The 18,778-nt window shown below is 44.7% G+C and carries 12 protein-coding genes; 2 read left to right on the top strand and 10 right to left on the bottom strand.

Translation table 11 applies throughout. From position 1 onward, the window contains the following. Positions 1 to 34: 34 nt before the first annotated feature. Together ACSYSK_RS01330 and ACSYSK_RS01325 are read left to right on the top strand one after the other, a co-directional pair. A complete protein-coding gene (locus ACSYSK_RS01330) occupies positions 35 to 2,095 on the top strand; it encodes a peptidoglycan D,D-transpeptidase FtsI family protein (RefSeq protein ID WP_491715172.1) in 2,061 nt (686 codons plus the stop codon). A gap of 429 nt (positions 2,096 to 2,524) precedes the next feature. Continuing rightward, positions 2,525 to 5,962 carry a pyruvate carboxylase gene (locus tag ACSYSK_RS01325; protein ID WP_491715171.1) on the top strand — a complete coding sequence of 1,146 codons (3,438 nt, stop codon included), beginning with the start codon at positions 2,525 to 2,527 and terminating at the stop codon, positions 5,960 to 5,962. A 386-nt stretch (positions 5,963 to 6,348) separates the two neighbouring features. On the opposite strand, the gene ACSYSK_RS01320 is transcribed toward ACSYSK_RS01325, so the two are convergent. The 10 genes from ACSYSK_RS01320 to ACSYSK_RS01275 all read right to left on the bottom strand — a co-directional run bounded on the left by ACSYSK_RS01320 (position 6,349) and on the right by ACSYSK_RS01275 (position 18,752). After that, a complete protein-coding gene (locus ACSYSK_RS01320; RefSeq protein ID WP_491715170.1) occupies positions 6,349 to 8,040 on the bottom strand; it encodes an IS1182 family transposase in 1,692 nt (563 codons plus the stop codon). A 155-nt stretch (positions 8,041 to 8,195) separates the two neighbouring features. Continuing rightward, positions 8,196 to 8,657, bottom strand: coding sequence for an IS200/IS605 family transposase (tnpA, locus tag ACSYSK_RS01315; RefSeq protein WP_491715169.1), 462 nt, complete (start codon positions 8,655 to 8,657; stop codon positions 8,196 to 8,198). A gap of 199 nt (positions 8,658 to 8,856) precedes the next feature. Continuing rightward, complete coding sequence (locus ACSYSK_RS01310) at positions 8,857 to 9,570, bottom strand: aspartate/glutamate racemase family protein (protein ID WP_491715168.1); 714 nt, start codon at positions 9,568 to 9,570, stop codon at positions 8,857 to 8,859. A gap of 5 nt (positions 9,571 to 9,575) precedes the next feature. Further along, positions 9,576 to 10,829 carry a carboxylate--amine ligase gene (locus tag ACSYSK_RS01305; protein ID WP_491715167.1) on the bottom strand — a complete coding sequence of 418 codons (1,254 nt, stop codon included), beginning with the start codon at positions 10,827 to 10,829 and terminating at the stop codon, positions 9,576 to 9,578. Further along, positions 10,826 to 12,367, bottom strand: coding sequence for a UDP-N-acetylmuramoyl-L-alanyl-D-glutamate--2,6-diaminopimelate ligase (locus tag ACSYSK_RS01300; protein WP_491715166.1), 1,542 nt, complete (start codon positions 12,365 to 12,367; stop codon positions 10,826 to 10,828). Before ACSYSK_RS01300 ends, ACSYSK_RS01305 begins: the two co-directional genes overlap by 4 nt. 338 nt (positions 12,368 to 12,705) lie before the next feature. After that, complete coding sequence (gnd, locus tag ACSYSK_RS01295) at positions 12,706 to 14,097, bottom strand: NADP-dependent phosphogluconate dehydrogenase (protein ID WP_491715165.1); 1,392 nt, start codon at positions 14,095 to 14,097, stop codon at positions 12,706 to 12,708. A 97-nt stretch (positions 14,098 to 14,194) separates the two neighbouring features. Beyond that, positions 14,195 to 15,445 (bottom strand): GntP family permease, encoded by a 1,251-nt coding sequence (locus tag ACSYSK_RS01290; protein WP_491715164.1) that lies wholly within the window; start codon positions 15,443 to 15,445, stop codon positions 14,195 to 14,197. Positions 15,446 to 15,518: 73 nt separating this feature from the next. After that, positions 15,519 to 16,835 carry a four-carbon acid sugar kinase family protein gene (locus ACSYSK_RS01285; protein ID WP_491715163.1) on the bottom strand — a complete coding sequence of 439 codons (1,317 nt, stop codon included), beginning with the start codon at positions 16,833 to 16,835 and terminating at the stop codon, positions 15,519 to 15,521. Between the two features lie 119 nt (positions 16,836 to 16,954). Further along, complete coding sequence (pdxA, locus tag ACSYSK_RS01280) at positions 16,955 to 17,974, bottom strand: 4-hydroxythreonine-4-phosphate dehydrogenase PdxA (protein ID WP_491715162.1); 1,020 nt, start codon at positions 17,972 to 17,974, stop codon at positions 16,955 to 16,957. A gap of 16 nt (positions 17,975 to 17,990) precedes the next feature. Further along, a complete protein-coding gene (locus ACSYSK_RS01275; protein ID WP_491715161.1) occupies positions 17,991 to 18,752 on the bottom strand; it encodes a DeoR/GlpR family DNA-binding transcription regulator in 762 nt (253 codons plus the stop codon). Between the last annotated feature and the right edge of the window lie 26 nt (positions 18,753 to 18,778).

Genomic DNA, 18,778 nt, shown 5'->3' with positions numbered 1-18,778 from the left:
TTTGACTATAGTTTTTGAGATAGGAGTATCATTAGTGAAATCCATTAAGCCAACAAAAGATGCTAAAAAAGAAAACAAGTCCCGAATTCCGGTGCGGCTTAACATTTTATTTTCCGTTGCTTTTATATTATTTGCGTTGTTGATCGGCCGCCTCGTTCAACTCCAAATCATCAATGGTAAAAAATTTGAGGGTGAGATCAACAGTGGCAATATCAAAACAGAGACCCGTAACGTGCAACGCGGAATGATCTACGACCAGTCCGGTAAGCCGTTGATCGCCAACAACACGGCACGAGCGATCAGTTATTCTAAACCACTAACCGTTTATCCAGCAACGATGTATTCGATCGCTAATGACCTAGTTAAATACATTAATTTTAGTGATGACGAGCTAACCGCAACGATGAAGGCTAATTATTACCTAGCCCTTCCCAGCAACGAAAACAACGTCAAAAAACATATTCCTAACGCCCAAGCAATTACCAGCGAGAAAAGGCTGACCCAACTAGAAGTGGCTTACGTTAAAAAACACCATTTAGTCAGCCACCTAAGTCCTAACCAGCAAAAAGCCGCGCAGGTCTACAATAAGATGAATAACGCCTACTCTTTGTCTACGGTCTATTTAAAAACCAAAGACGTTACCGACTCGGAAATGGCTCGTGTAGGAGAGCACCAGTCCAATTTGCCGGGAATCAAGATCACGACCGACTGGACTCGCAGTTATCCCAACGGTGACTCGATCAAAAGTATCGCCGGTACCGTCACGTCCGAAAAACAGGGGCTGCCTAACGACATGATCAACCAGTTATTGGCCCAGGGTTATTCGCGTGACGATAGCGTTGGCTCGAGTTACATCGAATCCCAATACGAAAACGTGCTGAAGGGGACGAAGGAAGCCATCAACGTCGAAACCCAAAACGGCAAGATCGTTAAGCAGGTCAAACAGTACGGCGGTAAAGCTGGGGATGATGTCCAATTAACGATCAACTCCCAATTTCAAAACGACGTGCAAAACATCATTAAAAGTACGGTCAGTGGTGCCGCTGGTAGTAACCCGCACCTGCGTGGCGGCTACGCGGTCGTTATGAATCCTAATACCGGTGCGATCTATTCGCTCAGCGGCGTTAACCGTTCGGCTGGTGGACATGTTACCGAAAATTCACTAGGGCCACTCAATCAAACCTTAGTCATGGGTTCCGTAGTCAAGGCCGCGCAAGTCATGGGTGGGTTGCGTGCGGGAGTGATCACCCCCGATAACAACACTTTGACCGACCAACCGATCAAGTTAAAAGGGACAGCACCTAAGGCCTCGATTTTTAATAAGACCGGTAATAACAACATGTCCTTGTCGGCTTCGGATGCCCTAGAAGTTTCCTCTAACTCGTACATGATGCAGTTAACCATGAAAGAAGCGGGCTTCACCTATTCACCGGGTTCGGCGTTAGACATGCCGACTTCGATCTTTAGCACCTTGCGTAGTAATTTCAACCAGTACGGCTTAGGCGTCAAGACCGGTATCGATATTCCCGGAGAGTCGCCCGGTTTTACCGGCCCCGCCTCCCAAGCAGATATTGGTAAAGCGCTAGACTTGTCCTTTGGTAACTACGACTCATACACCACGTTGCAGTTGGCTCAATATATCGCCACCGTCGCTACTGACGGTTACCGCGTGCAACCCCACGTGCTACAGGCTATTAGAGCCCCGCGTAAAGACGGCAAAATGGGAGCGGTCCGCACGGAATTTCAACCAAACGTGTTAAATATCGTTCCCGGTACCACCGACCAGTGGGCAGTCGTACACTCCGGGCTATGGAAAGTAGTTCACGGTACCAGTGAATGGCGGACCGGCGCGCGGCTGGAAGACTTAAAGCCTGCGGTAGCGGCGAAAAGTGGGACGGCGCAGACATTTACCGACGGAGCAGAGACTACGACGTTAAGTGCTGTTAGTTACGCGCCGACGACTGACCCGCAAGTAGTAATTGCGGTTGCATTTCCCGGATCGGGCACGAGCGAACAGGGATTTAACATGCAAGCAGTCAAAGAAATATATGAAGCATACTGGAAAGACGTGCAGTCAAGTGATGGATTAGAATAAGCTGTGGAACAGACCGGTTAGTAACCGAGGACTAGCCTAGTCTGGCAATAAGTCGGTCTAGGACTTGTTGTCAGACGTAGCTAGACACAGGTTGCTGGTCTGGGGAGCGCGATTATGAAAGCTGTGGAAGCTGACGCTTAGCCGGTAAGCACTATAATCTAGCTACAGATAAGGGATTGGGGCAAAAATGTGATTTTGTCTCAGCCCCTTTTTTATTTTCCGTAAGTAATAGACTGATCGTGCTCCAAAAAGCAGCAGTCTGCGGCTAACTACGTCGCTGTTAAATTGCCAAGAGCGCAATTTAGCACCGTATAGGCTAATCCTCAACTACTAACCGGCTTTTGTCCCAGCCTCTTCTTTTTTTATGGTATAATTACCCCCAATCAACGCAATGTAGGGTAACTCAGGTTTTAAGAAAGTGGTGAGTTAATGAAAAAAGTTTTAATAGCTAACCGCGGGGAAATCGCCATCCGGATCATCCGTGCGTGTCACGAACTAAATTTGCAAACAGTCGCAATCTATACCAAAGAAGATGAATACGGGGTCCACCGTTTTAAAGCCGACGAGGCCTACCTGATCGGCAAGGGACAAAAACCGATTGCCGCGTACTTAAACGGCGCCGAAATTATTCGCGTCGCCCACATGACCGGCGCCGATGCGATCCACCCCGGTTATGGTTTCCTAGCCGAAAACGCGCAGTTCGCTCAGGATTGTCAGGACGCAGGCATTACTTTTATCGGCCCGACAACTAAGCAACTTGAAATTTTTGGCGACAAGATCACCGCTAAAACCGTTGCTCACGCCGCCGGATTACACACCATTCCCGGCACGAAGCATCCGGTAACTTCACTGACTGAAGTTCAAGAGTTCGGTCACCAGCACGGCTACCCGTTAATGTTAAAGGCAGCGTTGGGCGGCGGCGGGCGTGGTATGCGTATCGTTGAAAAGGAAGCGGACTTACCAGACAATTTTAACCGGGCACAAAGCGAAGCACAGCAATCGTTTGGCAGCAAGGAATTATACGTAGAAAAATACCTAGCTGATCCCAAACACATCGAAGTGCAGATCTTAGGCGACCAGCACGGGCATATCTTGCACCTATTTGAGCGGGACTGTTCGGTCCAACGGCGTCACCAAAAAGTGATCGAATTTGCCCCTAGCTTGACGTTAAGTGCGGCTAAACGCACCGCTATTTGTGATGCGGCGGTCAAATTAATGAGCAGCGTGCACTACCAAAACGCCGGGACCGTTGAATTTTTAGTGACCACCGATGATTTTTACTTTATCGAAGTCAACCCCCGCGTTCAAGTCGAACACACAGTCAGCGAAATGATCACGGACATCGACATCGTGCAGGCTCAATTACAGATTGCGGCCGGTGCCGACCTGTTCACGGACATCCACTTGCCACAACAAGACCAACTACGCCACCACGGTTACGCTATTCAGTGTCGGATCACGACCGAAGACCCGGCGAATAATTTCTCACCCGATACCGGCAAAATAGAAACTTACCGCTCCCCTGGTGGCTTAGGCGTCCGTTTAGACGGCGGCAACACTTACGCCGGTGCGACAGTTACGCCTTTTTTTGACTCGCTGTTAGTTAAAGCCTGCGTTCAAGCCCATACTTTTAATGCTGCCGTGGCCAAAATGATCAGGGTCTTACGGGAATTTCAAATTCGCGGCGTCAAAACGAACATCGCCTTTTTGCTACGTGTTTTGCAGCACCCCGTCTTTAGTTCCGGCAAAGCAACTACTGCTTTTATCGACGAAACCCCAGAACTACTCTCCTTGCCTCCAGAAAACAGCAGTAACTTACTACTCAGATACATCGGTGACGTGACTGTCAACGGTTTTCCCGGCATCAATCACCACACTAAAAATTACTACCCAAAACCACAACTCCAACCCGTTCATCCCGCTACTCACACCCAACCAAACGCCAAACAAATTTTACAAGAACAAGGTGGCCCCGCGCTGTTGGACTGGATCAAGCACCAGCCGCGACTATTATTGACCGACACGACGATGCGTGACGCCCATCAAAGTTTATTTGCGACACGCATGAGGACTAAGGACATGGAGCCCGTGATCAACGTTTACGACCAAGCACTACCCAGCGTTTTTTCCGCCGAAGTCTGGGGAGGTGCGACCTTTGACACTGCCTACCGCTTCTTACACGAAGACCCGTGGCAACGACTCCAATTGATGCACGCCAAAATGCCACACACTTTGTTACAGATGCTTTTTCGCGGTTCTAACGCCGTTGGCTACAAGAATTACCCGGACAATTTATTACGCGAATTTATCAGGGAAAGTGCTGCCCAAGGCGTCGACGTCTTTCGGATCTTCGATAGCTTAAACTGGGTCAAACAAATGGAAAAAAGTATTCAATACGCCAGAGATACCGGCAAAATCGTCGAAGGCACGATGTGTTATACCGGCGACTTGCTCGACCCTAACGAACACCAGTACGATCTAAAATATTTCGTTTCGTTAGCCAAAGACCTCGTATCTGCCGGTGCACAGATCATCGCGATCAAAGATATGGCTGGAGTCTTAAAACCTAACGCCGCTTACGCCCTAGTGTCCGCACTCAAAGACGCCGTGGACGTACCGCTTCATTTGCACACTCACGACACGACCGGCAATGGGATCGCAACGTACTTACAAGCTGCTAAGGCCGGGGTGGACATCGTCGACGTCGCCACCAGTTCGCTAGCCGGGGCAACCAGTCAGCCATCAATGACGGGATTGTATTACGCCATGAGTGCGGATCACAGGCAACCGGATTTAAACGTGCAAAATGCCGAGACTCTCGACCATTACTGGTCCCAGGTCAAACCATTTTACCGCGATTTCATGAAGGGCAATAACAACATCCAAACCGATATTTACCAAACGCAAATGCCCGGGGGACAATATTCCAACCTACAACAGCAGGCTCAAGCCTTGGGGATCAACGATTTCGAACAGGTCAAAGCAATGTATCGCACGGTCAATCACCTGCTCGGCAACATCGTCAAGGTCACCCCGAGTTCTAAAGTCGTCGGGGACCTCGCCTTGTTCATGTTACAAAACAATTTGACCGCTGATAATATCTTAGAACGGGGCAAACAACTCGACTTTCCCCAATCCGTAGTCGACTTTTTCGCCGGTAACTTAGGACAACCCAGCGGCGGTTTTCCCCCGGACCTGCAGTGCGTCGTTTTAAAAGGACAAAAGCCGATCACCGTGCGGCCGGGAAGTTTAGCCCCAGCGGTCGATTTTACCGCAGTTAAAGAAAAATTGGCTCAGCTGATCGAGCGTCAACCAACTACCACAGAAGTTTTAAGCTACATTTTATACCCCGAAGTTTTCGTTAAGTACGACACCGCTGCCAAACAATTCGGTGCGGTCAACTACCTAGATACGGGCACTTACTATCAGGGGATGCGTCCCGGCGAAACCATTACGATCACGTTTAGTCCCGGCAAAAGTATCCTCGTCAGGCTAGAGTCGATCTCCCATGCAAACGAACAGGGCCAGCGCACGTTATTTTTCGCAGTCAACGGTGAAACTTCACGGATCACGATCACCGACCGGGCGCACACCCAAGCTACGACCACAGTACCTAAAGCAGAGCCTACCAACCCCGAGCAGATCGGTGCCACGCTCAGCGGTTCGGTACTCGAAGTCTTAGTACAGCCCGGACAAAAAGTCAGTCAGGGAACAGATCTGCTGGTGACCGAAGCCATGAAAATGGAAACGACGATCAAAGCGCCGTTTGCTGGCACGGTCAAACACATTTACGTGCAAAAAGACGCCGTGGTGACGACCGGTGATCTACTAATAGAACTACAAGCTGGAACGCCAAACGAACAGTAACTATCAGTTTATACAAAAGGAGTTGTGACAAAAAGCGCTTTCGAGCACTAGCCTAGTTTCAAAGTAAAACCCGCACTTGGGTTTTATTTTGAAAAGTAGCTAGGCGCAAACTGCTGTTTTTTGGAGCACGATCAAACAAGTTGTGAGTCAAGCCGGTTAGCGGTCGTGGACTAAGTGGCACTGACAAACAAATCTTGTACTTAGATTTGTTTGTCAGTGTCCTTAGTACCTAGACTGCTGGCTTAAAAAACGCGATTAAGTCTATTACTTACGGAAAACAATCATAACCACCCGTAAAACGGGTGGTTTGCTCTAGGGCTATAAGCCCTATGTACTAGCCAGCGTCTCAAGGCGCTGGCTTTTCCTTTGTCAAAGCCAAAATGCTTTCAATTCTTCGCTGGGGCTGGGACAAAACGTTTCAGTCCAAGAAAAAATAACACGATAATTTTCCATTTTAGGAAAATTATCGTGTTATTTTTTTGTTGTTCTTTTTTATGCAACAGTTGACTGGCTATTGCTTTGCCCATCTTGGTCAAATTCAATGCCATTAATACTAATCCTAGCTCATTAGAAACTGCCTTTTTGCCACGCACATGAACTCGGCGAAACGCAAAATTACCCTTCAAATTACCAAAAACAGATTCGACTTCGATTTTACGTCGGCCATAAATCTCTTGTAATTTTGGATTCGAAAGTTTTTCTCTAGTATAGTTTTTAAAATATTCCCAAGTTGGATTGTAGTAGATCTTCCTTTGCCGTCCCTTTGGGGTTTTAGCTAATTTGTCTAATTCAGCTGTTGGCTGGTGTTTATCTGCTTCATAAATTTTGAACTGACGTTCAAAACCATATTTATCATGACGAGTACTGTAAGACTTGAAACTAAAGTAAATGCCCTGATGGTCGACGTAAAAATCATCCTTTTCATCGTAATCCCAATTAGCTGACTTAGTTAGATCATTTTTAAATTTTCTTTTTTGTTCAGCCAGCATCATCCCATAAGGAATCAACGGCACTTTTTCTAGGTCATCAATAATTGAACTATAATTGCTTTCACTACCATAGCCGGCATCTGCCACAATATATTTAAATTCAGGCAATTTGGTAGTCGAATTTAAAAAGGGCAATAAAGTACGAGTATCTGTTGGATTAGGAAATACTTGGTAGTTTAATACGTACTGATTATTAGTGGCGATCTGTAGGTTATATCCGGGTTTTAACTGCCCGTTTTTCATTGGATCTTCTTTCATCCGCATAAAAGTTGCGTCGTGATCAGTCTTAGAAAAACTATTACGGCCAGCGAAAATCTGGTTATATGCGGTGTATTTAGTTTTACGTGGCAGGTAATCTTTTTCAATGAGATGATGGTATTTTTTTAATAAGCGGCGGCGTCTTTTATTAGGTGAGCCCCCAGGCTGCGGCTGCGTTTCAGCGGCAATCTTTTGTGTAGCTTCTTCAATTTCAGTAGTTAATTGAGAATCAACTTCCTGCAATTGTGCAACCGTTAAACCTTCGTCGGCTTGAATACTCAAATCAACCTTTTGTTGAATCAATTCGTCATACAATTGACTAGTCTTCTGATCTAACTTAGCCTCATTTTTAATAATCGCCTTACGCCAAACAAAAGAGTACTTATTGGCATCAGCACAAATTTTAGTGCCATCAATAAACAAGGCATCATCTGTCAGTAAATGTTGTTGCTTTAGTTGTTGATTAAACGTTAGGTACATTTCTTTGATCAGTTCTTGTGTCATTGGAGCCACACGAAAGCGATTGATCGTGCGATAACTAACCATTGTATTTTGAGTCAGCCATTTCATTGGTAGATTTTCTTCGTTCATTTCCTGAATTTTACGTCCTGAAAACTTACCTTGTGAATATGCATAAAGAGTCATTTTTAGCAACATAGCCGGATTGAACGCTTTGCGTCCAGTAGTTGCCTGATGATTAGTAAATTTTTCAAATGGAATATTATCGACAAATTCGCTAATTAAGCGAGCTAAATGATTTTTACGTAATTTAAAAGTATAAGGAATTTCTATTTCCAGAGTTTGTTGATTCATGTTATAATTTTGGTACACAAGTGCCACGCTCCTTTCCAAGGGTGTCGTTACTTAAAGAATAGCAGAGTTTGGCACTCTGTGCTACATAAAACTAAAAAAGCAACCAAGACCATTGTTCGGTTTTGGCTGCTTTTTTAGTTAGGAGGCTGAGTTTTGTCCCAGCCCCATTCGTATTATCTGCTACCCTTAAAAGGGTCCTGGTATTCTACTTTTGTTAATTTATCTTTTACCATATCATGCTTTTCTTGGTCTCTAATGTATTTTTGAATGGTTGCTTCGTTCAGTCCAACCGTACTCACATAATAACCCTCTGCCCCAAAATGACGATTGCCAAATTTATATTTTAAATTTGCGTGACGCTCAAACATCATTAATGCACTTTTTCCTTTTAAATATCCCATAAATGCCGACACACTTTGCTTGGGCGGAATACTTAACAATAAATGCACATGGTCTGGCATCATATGACCTTCTATTATTTCAACAACCTTATATTTGCATAGTAATTTGATATATTCTTGCAAATCTTTTCGGTATTGATTATAGATTATTTTTCTTCTATACTTTGGTGTAAATACGATATGATACTTACATAACCATTTGGTATGAGCTAAACTATTTAGTTTTTGTGCCATTTTGTTTCCTCTCTCTGTTAGCATATGACCTTGACAATCATATTCTAAAATGAAAGAGGTTTTTTGTGGTAACTTTTTTACTATCCACCCGCATAGCAGGTGGTTTATTGTTTCGCACGCTACGCGAGCTCAACTAGGTCTAAAGACGTAAAAAAAGCTGGGACAAAACCAAGTTTTGTCCCAGCCCCCTTTTTGTATCCTACTTATCTTTCTGTAACTTCAATGCTCTTGCTATCGTCTGATCCACTAACACCGACTGCGCGTCTGTCACCACGTATTTTTCATACGGTTCGCGCTGTTGTGCTAGCGAAAGTTCCGTGCACCCTAACACGACAGTATCGCAGTGGCGGTCCTCAAACATCTGGCGTAAGATCTCGTGATAAAGCCGCCGGTCGACATAATTTTGCTGCTTAATGTCATCGTAGATCAACTGCATCGTTTGTTTTTGCACGTGCTCATCGGGCAATACCAGCTGGTAGCCAGCGTTGGCGATCTCCGTGTCGTAAATGTGATCCGCAACCGTGCCCTGCGTGGCGATAAAGCCAACCCGCTTAGCCTGTGGTAACTTACGCCCGATCCAGGCCACCGCTTCTTTTGGCATGTGCAGGATCGGGATATCCGTGACTGCAGTCAGTTGTTCGTAAAAATAATGCGCGGTATTACACGGCAGCGTAAAAAAGTCAGGATGTAATGCGGCTTGTTGGGCGAAATCTTGGCGTAACGCCACCGCTGGGTCGGGCTGAGTATGATCTAAAATGTAAGCCGTGCGGTCGGGGATCGTCGCGTGATTGACCAAAATGTAATTCAAGTATTCCTGGTCACTTTTAGCCGGCGTCCGCAAGTTTAGTTGGTGAATGTAACTTTCAGTCGCCATCGTGCCCATGCCACCGATGATCGTAAAAAAGTGTTCCATTGCTATCACCCCTTATTTTCTGCAAAAAAGCGCGCGAAATTTTTCGTATAGTTATGATTCATCCACTTGATCAACGCCCAGCGTTTCGGGTTCATATCCTGCGCGTACTCGTAAGTCGTCGCCACCCGTTTTCGTTTGATCAAATCTAACGCCTGTTGCTTTTGGTGGTTGGTCCGGGCGTATTTCTTAAAGACTTTGACCGGCACCCCTAACCATAAGCAGTGTTTGTTGGTATCGGAATTACCGTAAACGCACGGCTGCCCTGCTAATTCGTGTGTCACATAGTCTTTTACAACGTACGAAGCCAAATTATAGCCGTTCAGCGTCACAAAAAAGCTACTGCGTCCTTGACGTAAGTTGATTTCGAACAATTTATAAGTCGAATCACGCTCATCAAATTTCATATCAAAATTAGCGTAGCCGGTAAACTTGATCTCTTCCAAAAAACGCTTGATCGTGTCGTACAATTTTTTATTGTATTCGGGTAAAATCGCCACGTAATTGCCGATCGCGCTGGGAGCCGGGTCCTCTAACAACGGGTGACCCAAACACATCATTTTGACTTGGTGGTGAGAATCGACGTAGGCATTCAATACCCGCATATGGCTGTCATCGCCGGGAATAAAATCTTGTAAAATAAAATCATACTCGTAACCATTTTGGTAGGATAATTTTAACACGCGGTCCAATTCGGCCTGGTCTTTGATCCGAAAGGCCTTCTTGCGCCCCTCGAAATGAACGTCAAGCCACGCCACGCTATTAGCTGCCTTGAGCGCTACCGGATAAGCAAACGGCTGCTCGACTTTTCCTTGCTGCCACTGCTCCTTAGTGATGATCTGCGTTTTAGGATAAGGGAGGTCATATTTCTCACAGATCTGATAGAAACTTTCCTTATTATTTAACTGCTTCAACAAGTCGTAATCAATATATGGGCAGATAAAGGTGTCTTCTAACTGGTCTTTGTGCTTGGCGATCAGCTCGGCGTACCCGTCGCCACACCCAATTAGGATCACGGGCTCTTGGTGATCACGGTACTCCTCTTTTAATTTTAGCATCGTGTTGATCCAGACCGGGTCCTTGTCAAATCCCGCCACTAGTTGTAAGTCAACGATCTTAGTAAAACGGGTTGGTGCTAGTTGGATAGCGGCCAGCGCTTTGACCGGTTGGTGATATAGTTGATAAAATGAGCGCGCCATCCCGTAAACGTTAAAATCACTTCCCAGTAAAATGGGAGTAAATTGCACCTCTGTATTAGTCATCGCTCGTCGCTCTCCTTTAATATTCTCTGTGTGGCCCGAACGTCATCTTCGTAAGGAACGTCTTTACCCGCGATCTTTTGCGTGGCATCACGTCCCTTGCCCGCTAACACGATAATTTCGTCGGAGCGTCCCATGTTGATGGCAGCTTTAATGGCCTGTGTCCTGTCTAAAATCAGCTGGACGTGCACGGTAGCATCCAAGTGGCTCTGGATCTCACGAGCAATTGCTTGCGGGTCTTCGAACCCCGGATCATCACTAGTCAAGATCACTTCACTGACCCCTTCTTCGTTGATTGCCTGGGCCAACCCCTTACGCCGCGAGATCCCCTTATCGCCGGCACTACCGGTCACGACGATCAACCGCTGGTCTTGCGTCTGTTGCCGCAAAAAATGCAATAACGATTTTAAACTAGCGTAATTATGGGCGTAATCAATGTAAATCGTACCGTGTTTTTTAGTAGGGATAACTTCCATGCGTCCCGGAATCTGCACCTGTCGTAACGGCTCGTACATCGTATCACGCTTCGCTCCTACCATCTTAGTTGCCAAAATAGCGGCCACGGCATTTCCCTGGTTGTAATCTCCGGGAATTTGGATCTGATAAGAGCCTGCTGCTCCCAATTTTTCAGCCTTCGCAGAAGTTGGCGTTAATTCAAACGTACTTTGTGTTAGGTCCTGAGAAACCGCCTGATATTCAAAATCGAGTTGCGTTTCAAACTTAATATCCGCGTCTTTTCTGGCGTATAAGTAAATTTGTTCGTCTAACACCGCACCTAAAGCAGCACCATAAATTTCTTTAAAATTGCTACTTTGGGCGTTGATGATCAACTTTTTAGAGTGACGCAACAACTGTTCTTTACAAAATAAGTAGTCGGCAAAAGTCGGATGCTCGTTTCTACCGATATGATCGGGCGAAATATTTAAAAAGACCCCCACGTCGTAGGTGAGACCGTAGACCCGATTTTTCTTGAAGGCCTGCGAGGAAACTTCCATGATCAGGTATTTCATCCCGTTTGTTACGGCCTGCGCCATTTCTGCAAATAAATCTAGTGATTCCGGCGTAGTCAGATCAGATTTGAAGCGTTGGTCGGGGTGCGGGCCTAAGATCCGGTCGATCGTGGAAAATAACGCCGTTTTTTGCTGCGTATATTCTTGTAAAATGCTGTGAGCAAAATAAGCGGTCGTCGTCTTGCCTTTCGTTCCCGTGATCCCGATGATCGTCAGTTTATTTTGCGGATAATCATAAAATGCCGCACTCAGTAACGCCAGCGCTTTTTGAACGTCGCTGACGATGATGCCACATAACCGATCATCTAAAACCTCTTGTGCAACGTAAGTAATCGCCCCGTTTTTTTGAGCGGCGGTTAAGTATGCTGGTAAAAAATTGCCCTTACAAAAAAATAAGGTCTGCTCTTGGACCTTGCGTGAATCGTAGGCGATCTGAGCAAATTCTGTAGTTAGTGATAAAGCATTGTCAATTTTAATTAATAAATGATGTTCAGCTAGTAAAGTTTTGATCTGCAGCATTGATAACGCCATGTATTTTCTCTCCTTTTAAGTGGAACACCCATATTGTACCATTGCAGAAATTGCTTGTCAGCTGCGAGTCAAACGGCATTTAGTGAAACAAAAACGGAGCCGAGACAAAATAATTTTGTCCCAACTCCGTTTTTACTTTTCGTAAGTAATAGACTTAATCGCGTTTTTCAAGTTAACAGTCTAACTTACAACTTGATTAATCGTGCTCCAAAAAGCAGCAGTTTGTGCCTAGCTACGTTTCAAAATAAAACCCAAGTTCAGGTTTTACTTTGAAACTAGGCTAGTGCTCGAAACGCTTTTTGTCACAACTCCATTTAAAACTACCAACTCTTTAAACGTTATATTTCTTGGTACCACTGATTATGGAAAGTTCCTGCTTGGTCTACTCGTTGATAAGTGTGGGCGCCAAAATAATCTCGCTGTGCTTGGATCATGTTAGCTGGTAAATCTTTGCTAGCCAAAGAATCAACAAAACTCAACGTATCCAACATCACCGGTAACGGCAAATGAGCTTTGACTGCGGTAATAACTACATCCCTCAAAGAAGTAATACATTGAGCAACGACATTCTTAAAATCAGGTGCAGTCAGCAGGTTCTCTAATTGGGGCTGTTTTTGGTAGGCTTCTTTGATAGGACGCAAAACCCGCGCTTGAATGATACAACCAGCTTCAAAAATCTGCGCGATCTGCGCTAACTCCAAGTTCCAGTCATACGCATCACTAGCTTTTTTCAACTGCTCGAACCCCTGCGCGTAACTGACTACTTCCGCTAAATACAAACTTTTTTCGATTTTTACCAGTAGTTTATCGTCAGTCTGAACGCCACTAGCCGCCGGTAGTTCTACAGTATCTTTTTTAGCTGAAATGAAACGGGCAAAAACTGCGGCTGTTGTTAATGAGATCGGCGCACCGACGGCCATCGCTTCTGCCACCATCCAATTGCCAGTCCCTTTATAACTCGCCTGGTTTAAAATAATATCGATCATATCTTTACCAGTTTGGGCATCTTTAGCAACTAAAATCTCGCTAGTGATCTCAATTAAATAACTCTTCAGCCTCCCTTGGTTCCAACGAGCAAACGTAGCACTCATTTCTTGATTACTCATCTGCAACACGTTTTTCATCAGGTAATACGCCTCTGAAATTGCCTGCATAATGCCATATTCGATCCCATTATGGATCATTTTGACGTAATGACCCGCACCCGCAGGGCCAATATAAGTTACACACGGCTGCCCATCGTCAGTTTTAGCCGCAATTTTTTGTAAAATAGGCGCTACTTGTTGATAGGCCTTTTTATCACCACCTGGCATCAGCGAAGGACCATTCAAGGCACCCAGTTCACCGCCAGAAACCCCCATACCAATGTAATTAATTCCTAAAGAAGCTAAATACTGATGACGGCGTTTGGTATCATGGAAATTAGAATTACCACCATCAATTAAAATATCGCCTTGTTCCAAATAGCCTTTGAGTTGTTCTATTACTTGATCGACTGGCTCTCCCGCCTTGATCATCATAATGATCCTTCGCGGCTTTGCTATGGCAGCCACAAAGTCACTTAAATTATAAGTACCAAGGATCTGGTCGCTACTAAATTGCGCAACTAAATCGTCAGTTTCTTCTCTCGTAATGTTATACACTGCCACCGTATAACCATTTCTATTAATATTAACGGCCAAATTTCTGCCCATCACGGCCATCCCGATCACGCCAACATTTTGCATCATAGATCCTCCCTCAAATTAAAACAGTTTTACAACATACCAGCAAAAGTGCAAGCTCTTCCCATCATCAGGATTGCTTACACTTTTACCTTATTATCAATTACATAAAGAAATTCAGTACCAATACTTCTACCGCACCGATCGCCCAACAAGCGGTAGTTGGAACCGACCAGTTCCAGATCTGTTCTTTGGTAGTTTTAGCGCCGATCGCATCGTTGATCGCCCAGAAATAGCTATCATTAAAATAAGAAAAGACCATCGAACCCACACAAGCAGCAATATTAGCTAGTACCGGACTGATTCCTAAAGTAGCAACCATCGGCGCGGTGATCGATGCCGTAGTAAAGATAGAAACTGCACCCGATCCCTGAATGACTCGTAATAAACTAGCGATGATCAGTGGTACCAAAATTGCAGGCAAACCTGTATGTGCAATTCCTTTAGCGATCACTTCACCAGCGCCACTTTCGTTAACAACATTTCCTAAAGCACCACCGGCGGCGATCAGGACTAACGTTTTACCGCCACCCACGATCCCATCATCTAATGCAGCAGAAACTTTCTTCCTGTCCACTCCGCGCAACAAAGTTAGAACTCCCAGTAATAAACCTAAGCCCAAGGCAACTACCGGCGCACCGATAAATTGGATCGTCGCACTCAATAGTTTACCCATTGCAACGTTTTTCAGGGCGCCGGCCAGTAAAATCAATACCACTGGTAATAAAATTGGCATTACGGATAAGATAAAGGAAGGTTCCTTTTCGTCGCTTTCTTGGGTAAGTGCCCCTTCCTCTTCTTCACGAGCAACTTTATGGTATTTTTTACCCAGCCACTTAGCGTAAAAATTCAAGAAGATCGCCATCGGTATCCCTACGACAAATCCTAAAACCATATTGGCAGCAATGTTGGCGTTGAATAACGCAGCTCCCCCTAACGGCCCGGAAGCTGGCGGCACTAAAGTATGACTCCACAACAAGCCACCGGCTAACGCCACACCAAGAGCGGAAATACTAGTACCCGTTCTTTTAGAAATGTCTTTAGCTAAGGGAAAAAGCATCAGGAACGCTGGCACGCAAAAGATCGCTAACGACGTGACAAACCCCGTAATGATCATCGCTAAAATTTCGTGTCCCTTTCCTAAAACTGCGACAAATTTTTTGCCCATCGCGGCAGTCGCACCAGAAACTTCTAAGACTTTGCCGATCATCACCCCAAAAGCAATTAAGATCCCGAGGTTACCCATCGTGTTACCAAAACCATTTTTTAACGCGTCGACCGTTTTTAACGGACTCATACCGCCTAAGATCCCGGCTAGTAGTCCACCGATAATCAGTGACGTAAAAGCATTCAACTTTGATTTACCAGTAATAGTACTAAAACAACGATGGAAATTACCAGTGCTATTACCATTTGGGTAGTATTGCTCATACTGGTTCCTCCTCAAAAAAAGAATTTGAGATCTTAGTCGACAGGTAATTAGCACACGTTACTAGCGTTGTTTTATCACCGATCAATCCGCCTTTAGTGACGATCGGCATTTCATTTAACGCTCCTCCGATCACCCGCCCGTAAACGGCTAACGGCACGATCTCATCTTTGATCTCGATGCCCTGCGCATTATTTTCCTGCAAAAATGCCTTAGTAATGTCACCGCCGGAAGTATATACGCCACCGATTTGCTTTTCACTTTGCTGAATGATCCTAAAGCCAATCTCTGCCATAGAATTGCAAATTTCCTGTGAAGCCGCAGCAACCGTCAAATTGGCTTTTTGTGCTTCCAACTTCAGGTCCATTTTGTCTTTCATTTCTACCATCGTGGTCACCAAAAAGCGGGAATTTTCGTCCAGATTTTCCACTACAGTAGTGACCGTTTTTTGGATCTCTGCTTCTTGGCGGTCGGGATACAAAAAATTGCGCGCATTAGCTTTAGCGATAAAAGGATTTAGTTCCGCCCGAAACTGTGCGATCTGATCTTCAACTATTCCACTAACACTGCCAATCACATAAAGTGATTTTTTCTTGCTCTTATAGTCATTTTTAGGTGCCAGTTCTTGCAGCAGTGAACTCGTCAACGGCCCGGGATCGACCGCAATAAATTTCTGTCGTGACTGAATGATTGCCTTAGCGATGCTTTCAATATCATGATCAGTACACGAATCGAACATGATGATCCGCGCACCGTTTGCTACTAAATCAGTGATAGTTGTTGCGATCGCGTCAACTCCTTCGAGAATGCTTTCCATTGAAATCACTCCAATGGCTTTATCGGTTTGTTCTTGAATAATAGCGGCTATCCTAGAACTAGTCACTGGGCTCGTCGGATCATTACGCACGTCTGTGTCCTCCAACATTACCCCATTGACCAACATATAATTACCGATCACGATCTTACCCGAGCTGGGAAATGCTGGGACGACCATAGCGGTTATGTCTTCTCCGAGTGCATCTAGCATGCCATCGATCTCGGCTCCGATATTCCCCCTCAAGGTAGAGTCGATTCTCTTGCTATAAAAATCAACCTGATCATTTTTTAAACTTTTTGTATACTTATAAACCTGTTCGTACGCTTCTTCAGGCTGATCTCCCCGGCTATCCGTATGAAAGCCTAATGCGTCATACTTACCAAAATTAGCTAACCCTTCGAGATTATCAATAGTTCCTACCTTCAAACCATTTTTAGCCAACAGTGAATTAGAAACATTCGAGCCTGTTAAATCATCAGCAATTATGATCGATTTCATTAAATTTCCTCCTAATATGAGCTTGTGATTATTTATGCAAACGATTTCATTGGTCGCTAAATAATTAGACATCAAACCCTAGATTGATGTCCAACTATTATTTTCAGTTGATTTCCGACTCAGTTATGCGCACTTTCCCGTGCTTTTCTAAAGTTTCCGGCATAAACTGTCGCTAATCTCAACGCTTCATCTAAACTCTTTTCCCGTGCGATTCCTTTGCCCGCAATATCAAAAGCCGTTCCGTGATCAACAGACGTCCGCAAATAAGGTAAGTTGTGAGTAAATGAAACCGTTAGATCCGGATCTAAAGTCTTCGTCGCAATGTGTCCTTGATCGTGATACAACGAAAGGACAGCATCGTATTTGCCCCGGTTAGCTTGGTAAAAGACAGAATCGGCACCGATCGGACCGGCAACATTAACGCCTTTTTCCTGTAATTCTTGAATAGCTGGAATAATTGAATCGGCTTCTTCGGTACCAAACAACCCGCCATCACTGCAATGAGGATTTAAGCCAGCAACGGCGACGTGCGGATCCTTGATTCCCATCGTTGCTAAAGCATTGATCATCAAATGAACGTATTTAATGATCCCCTCTTTAGTGATCAAGTCACACGCCTTTTTTAACGGCACGTGTTTGGAATAGAAAAATACCCGTAAATTTTGAACTTGGAACATAGTTAATGGATCCGTAATTCCCGTTAACTTGGCTAAAATATCCGTGTGTCCCAGGGTCGTGATCCCAGCTTCTTGTAAAGCTTCTTTATTCAAAGTAGTCGTCACCATTGCGGATACGCCAGCATTCATACACAAATCATTAGCTTTTTCGATGTAATCATAAGCCGCTTGCCCACACTGAGCCTGAACTTTGCCATACTCAAACGTGTTCATATCAACATTATCCAGATCGATCAAGTTGATTATCCCGTCTTGATAATCTCCATCAGCCAATTTTTGAATGGGATTGATCTTCACATCAGACTTAACGATCTTTTTAATATCCGCGAGAACTTTACCATCCCCAACTACTATGATCTTAGCTTTTTCATTTATTCCCGGTTTACTCAGGGTCTTAACTACCTCTTCGGGCCCAATTCCCGCGGGATCTCCCATAGTAATAACTACATACTCTCTACTCATTACGATTTCCCCAATCCTATTTTGCTAATAAAAATTTATTCAGCGTGTTTTGAGGTACCTCACCGGTATAACGAGCAAAATTACTATCAGTTACTACGTAATCAACATCTGCTAACGAAGCAAATTTGAGAAAACTAGTCTTTTTGAACTTAGAACTATCGGTCAGTAACAAACTGAGTGACGCGTTTTTCAGCGCATTTTTTTTGATTTGTGCCTTTTCTTCCGAAGCCGTTTGAAATCCTGCCGCGGAGAAAGCATCGCAACCAATAAACGATAAGTCAAAATTAAATTTGCTAATTTCCATCACAGTATCAACACTACTAGTCGAATACGTCTTGGGTGACAGTTTTCCTCCCACAAAATAGACATTACCAACTCCGATATCTAATAGTTGAACGGCGATGTTTAAATCAACGGTTACTACGAATAACCTTTCGATTGGTTTCAAATAAGGCACTAAACCACTAACGGTAGTACCAGCGTCTAAAAATACGGTCATGTCTGCCGCTAAAAACTGTGCTGCGCGCTGGGAGATCTTTTCCTTTTGCGCGGTTGATTCGCTTTTTTTAACGCTGTATGGCTTATCATTGATGGAGAGAGCCAAGTCGATCGCCCCACCGAAAGTCCTCTTCAATAGACCCTTGTCTTCCATTTCGGAAAGGTCCTTTCTAATAGTAACTTCCGACACATTAAACCTCTGTGCTAAGTCTAAAACTTTGACCTTCTTTTCCTTTTTTATCAGTTCGTTGATCAGGTGTCTGCGTTCTTCACTGTACATAATTTTGCTCACTTTCATCCATGGAC

This window comes from Ligilactobacillus sp. ESL1201 (genome assembly GCF_058503265.1).
The sequence above is the reverse complement of the archived record's forward strand: the minus strand, read 5'-3'. Positions and strand labels throughout refer to the sequence as shown.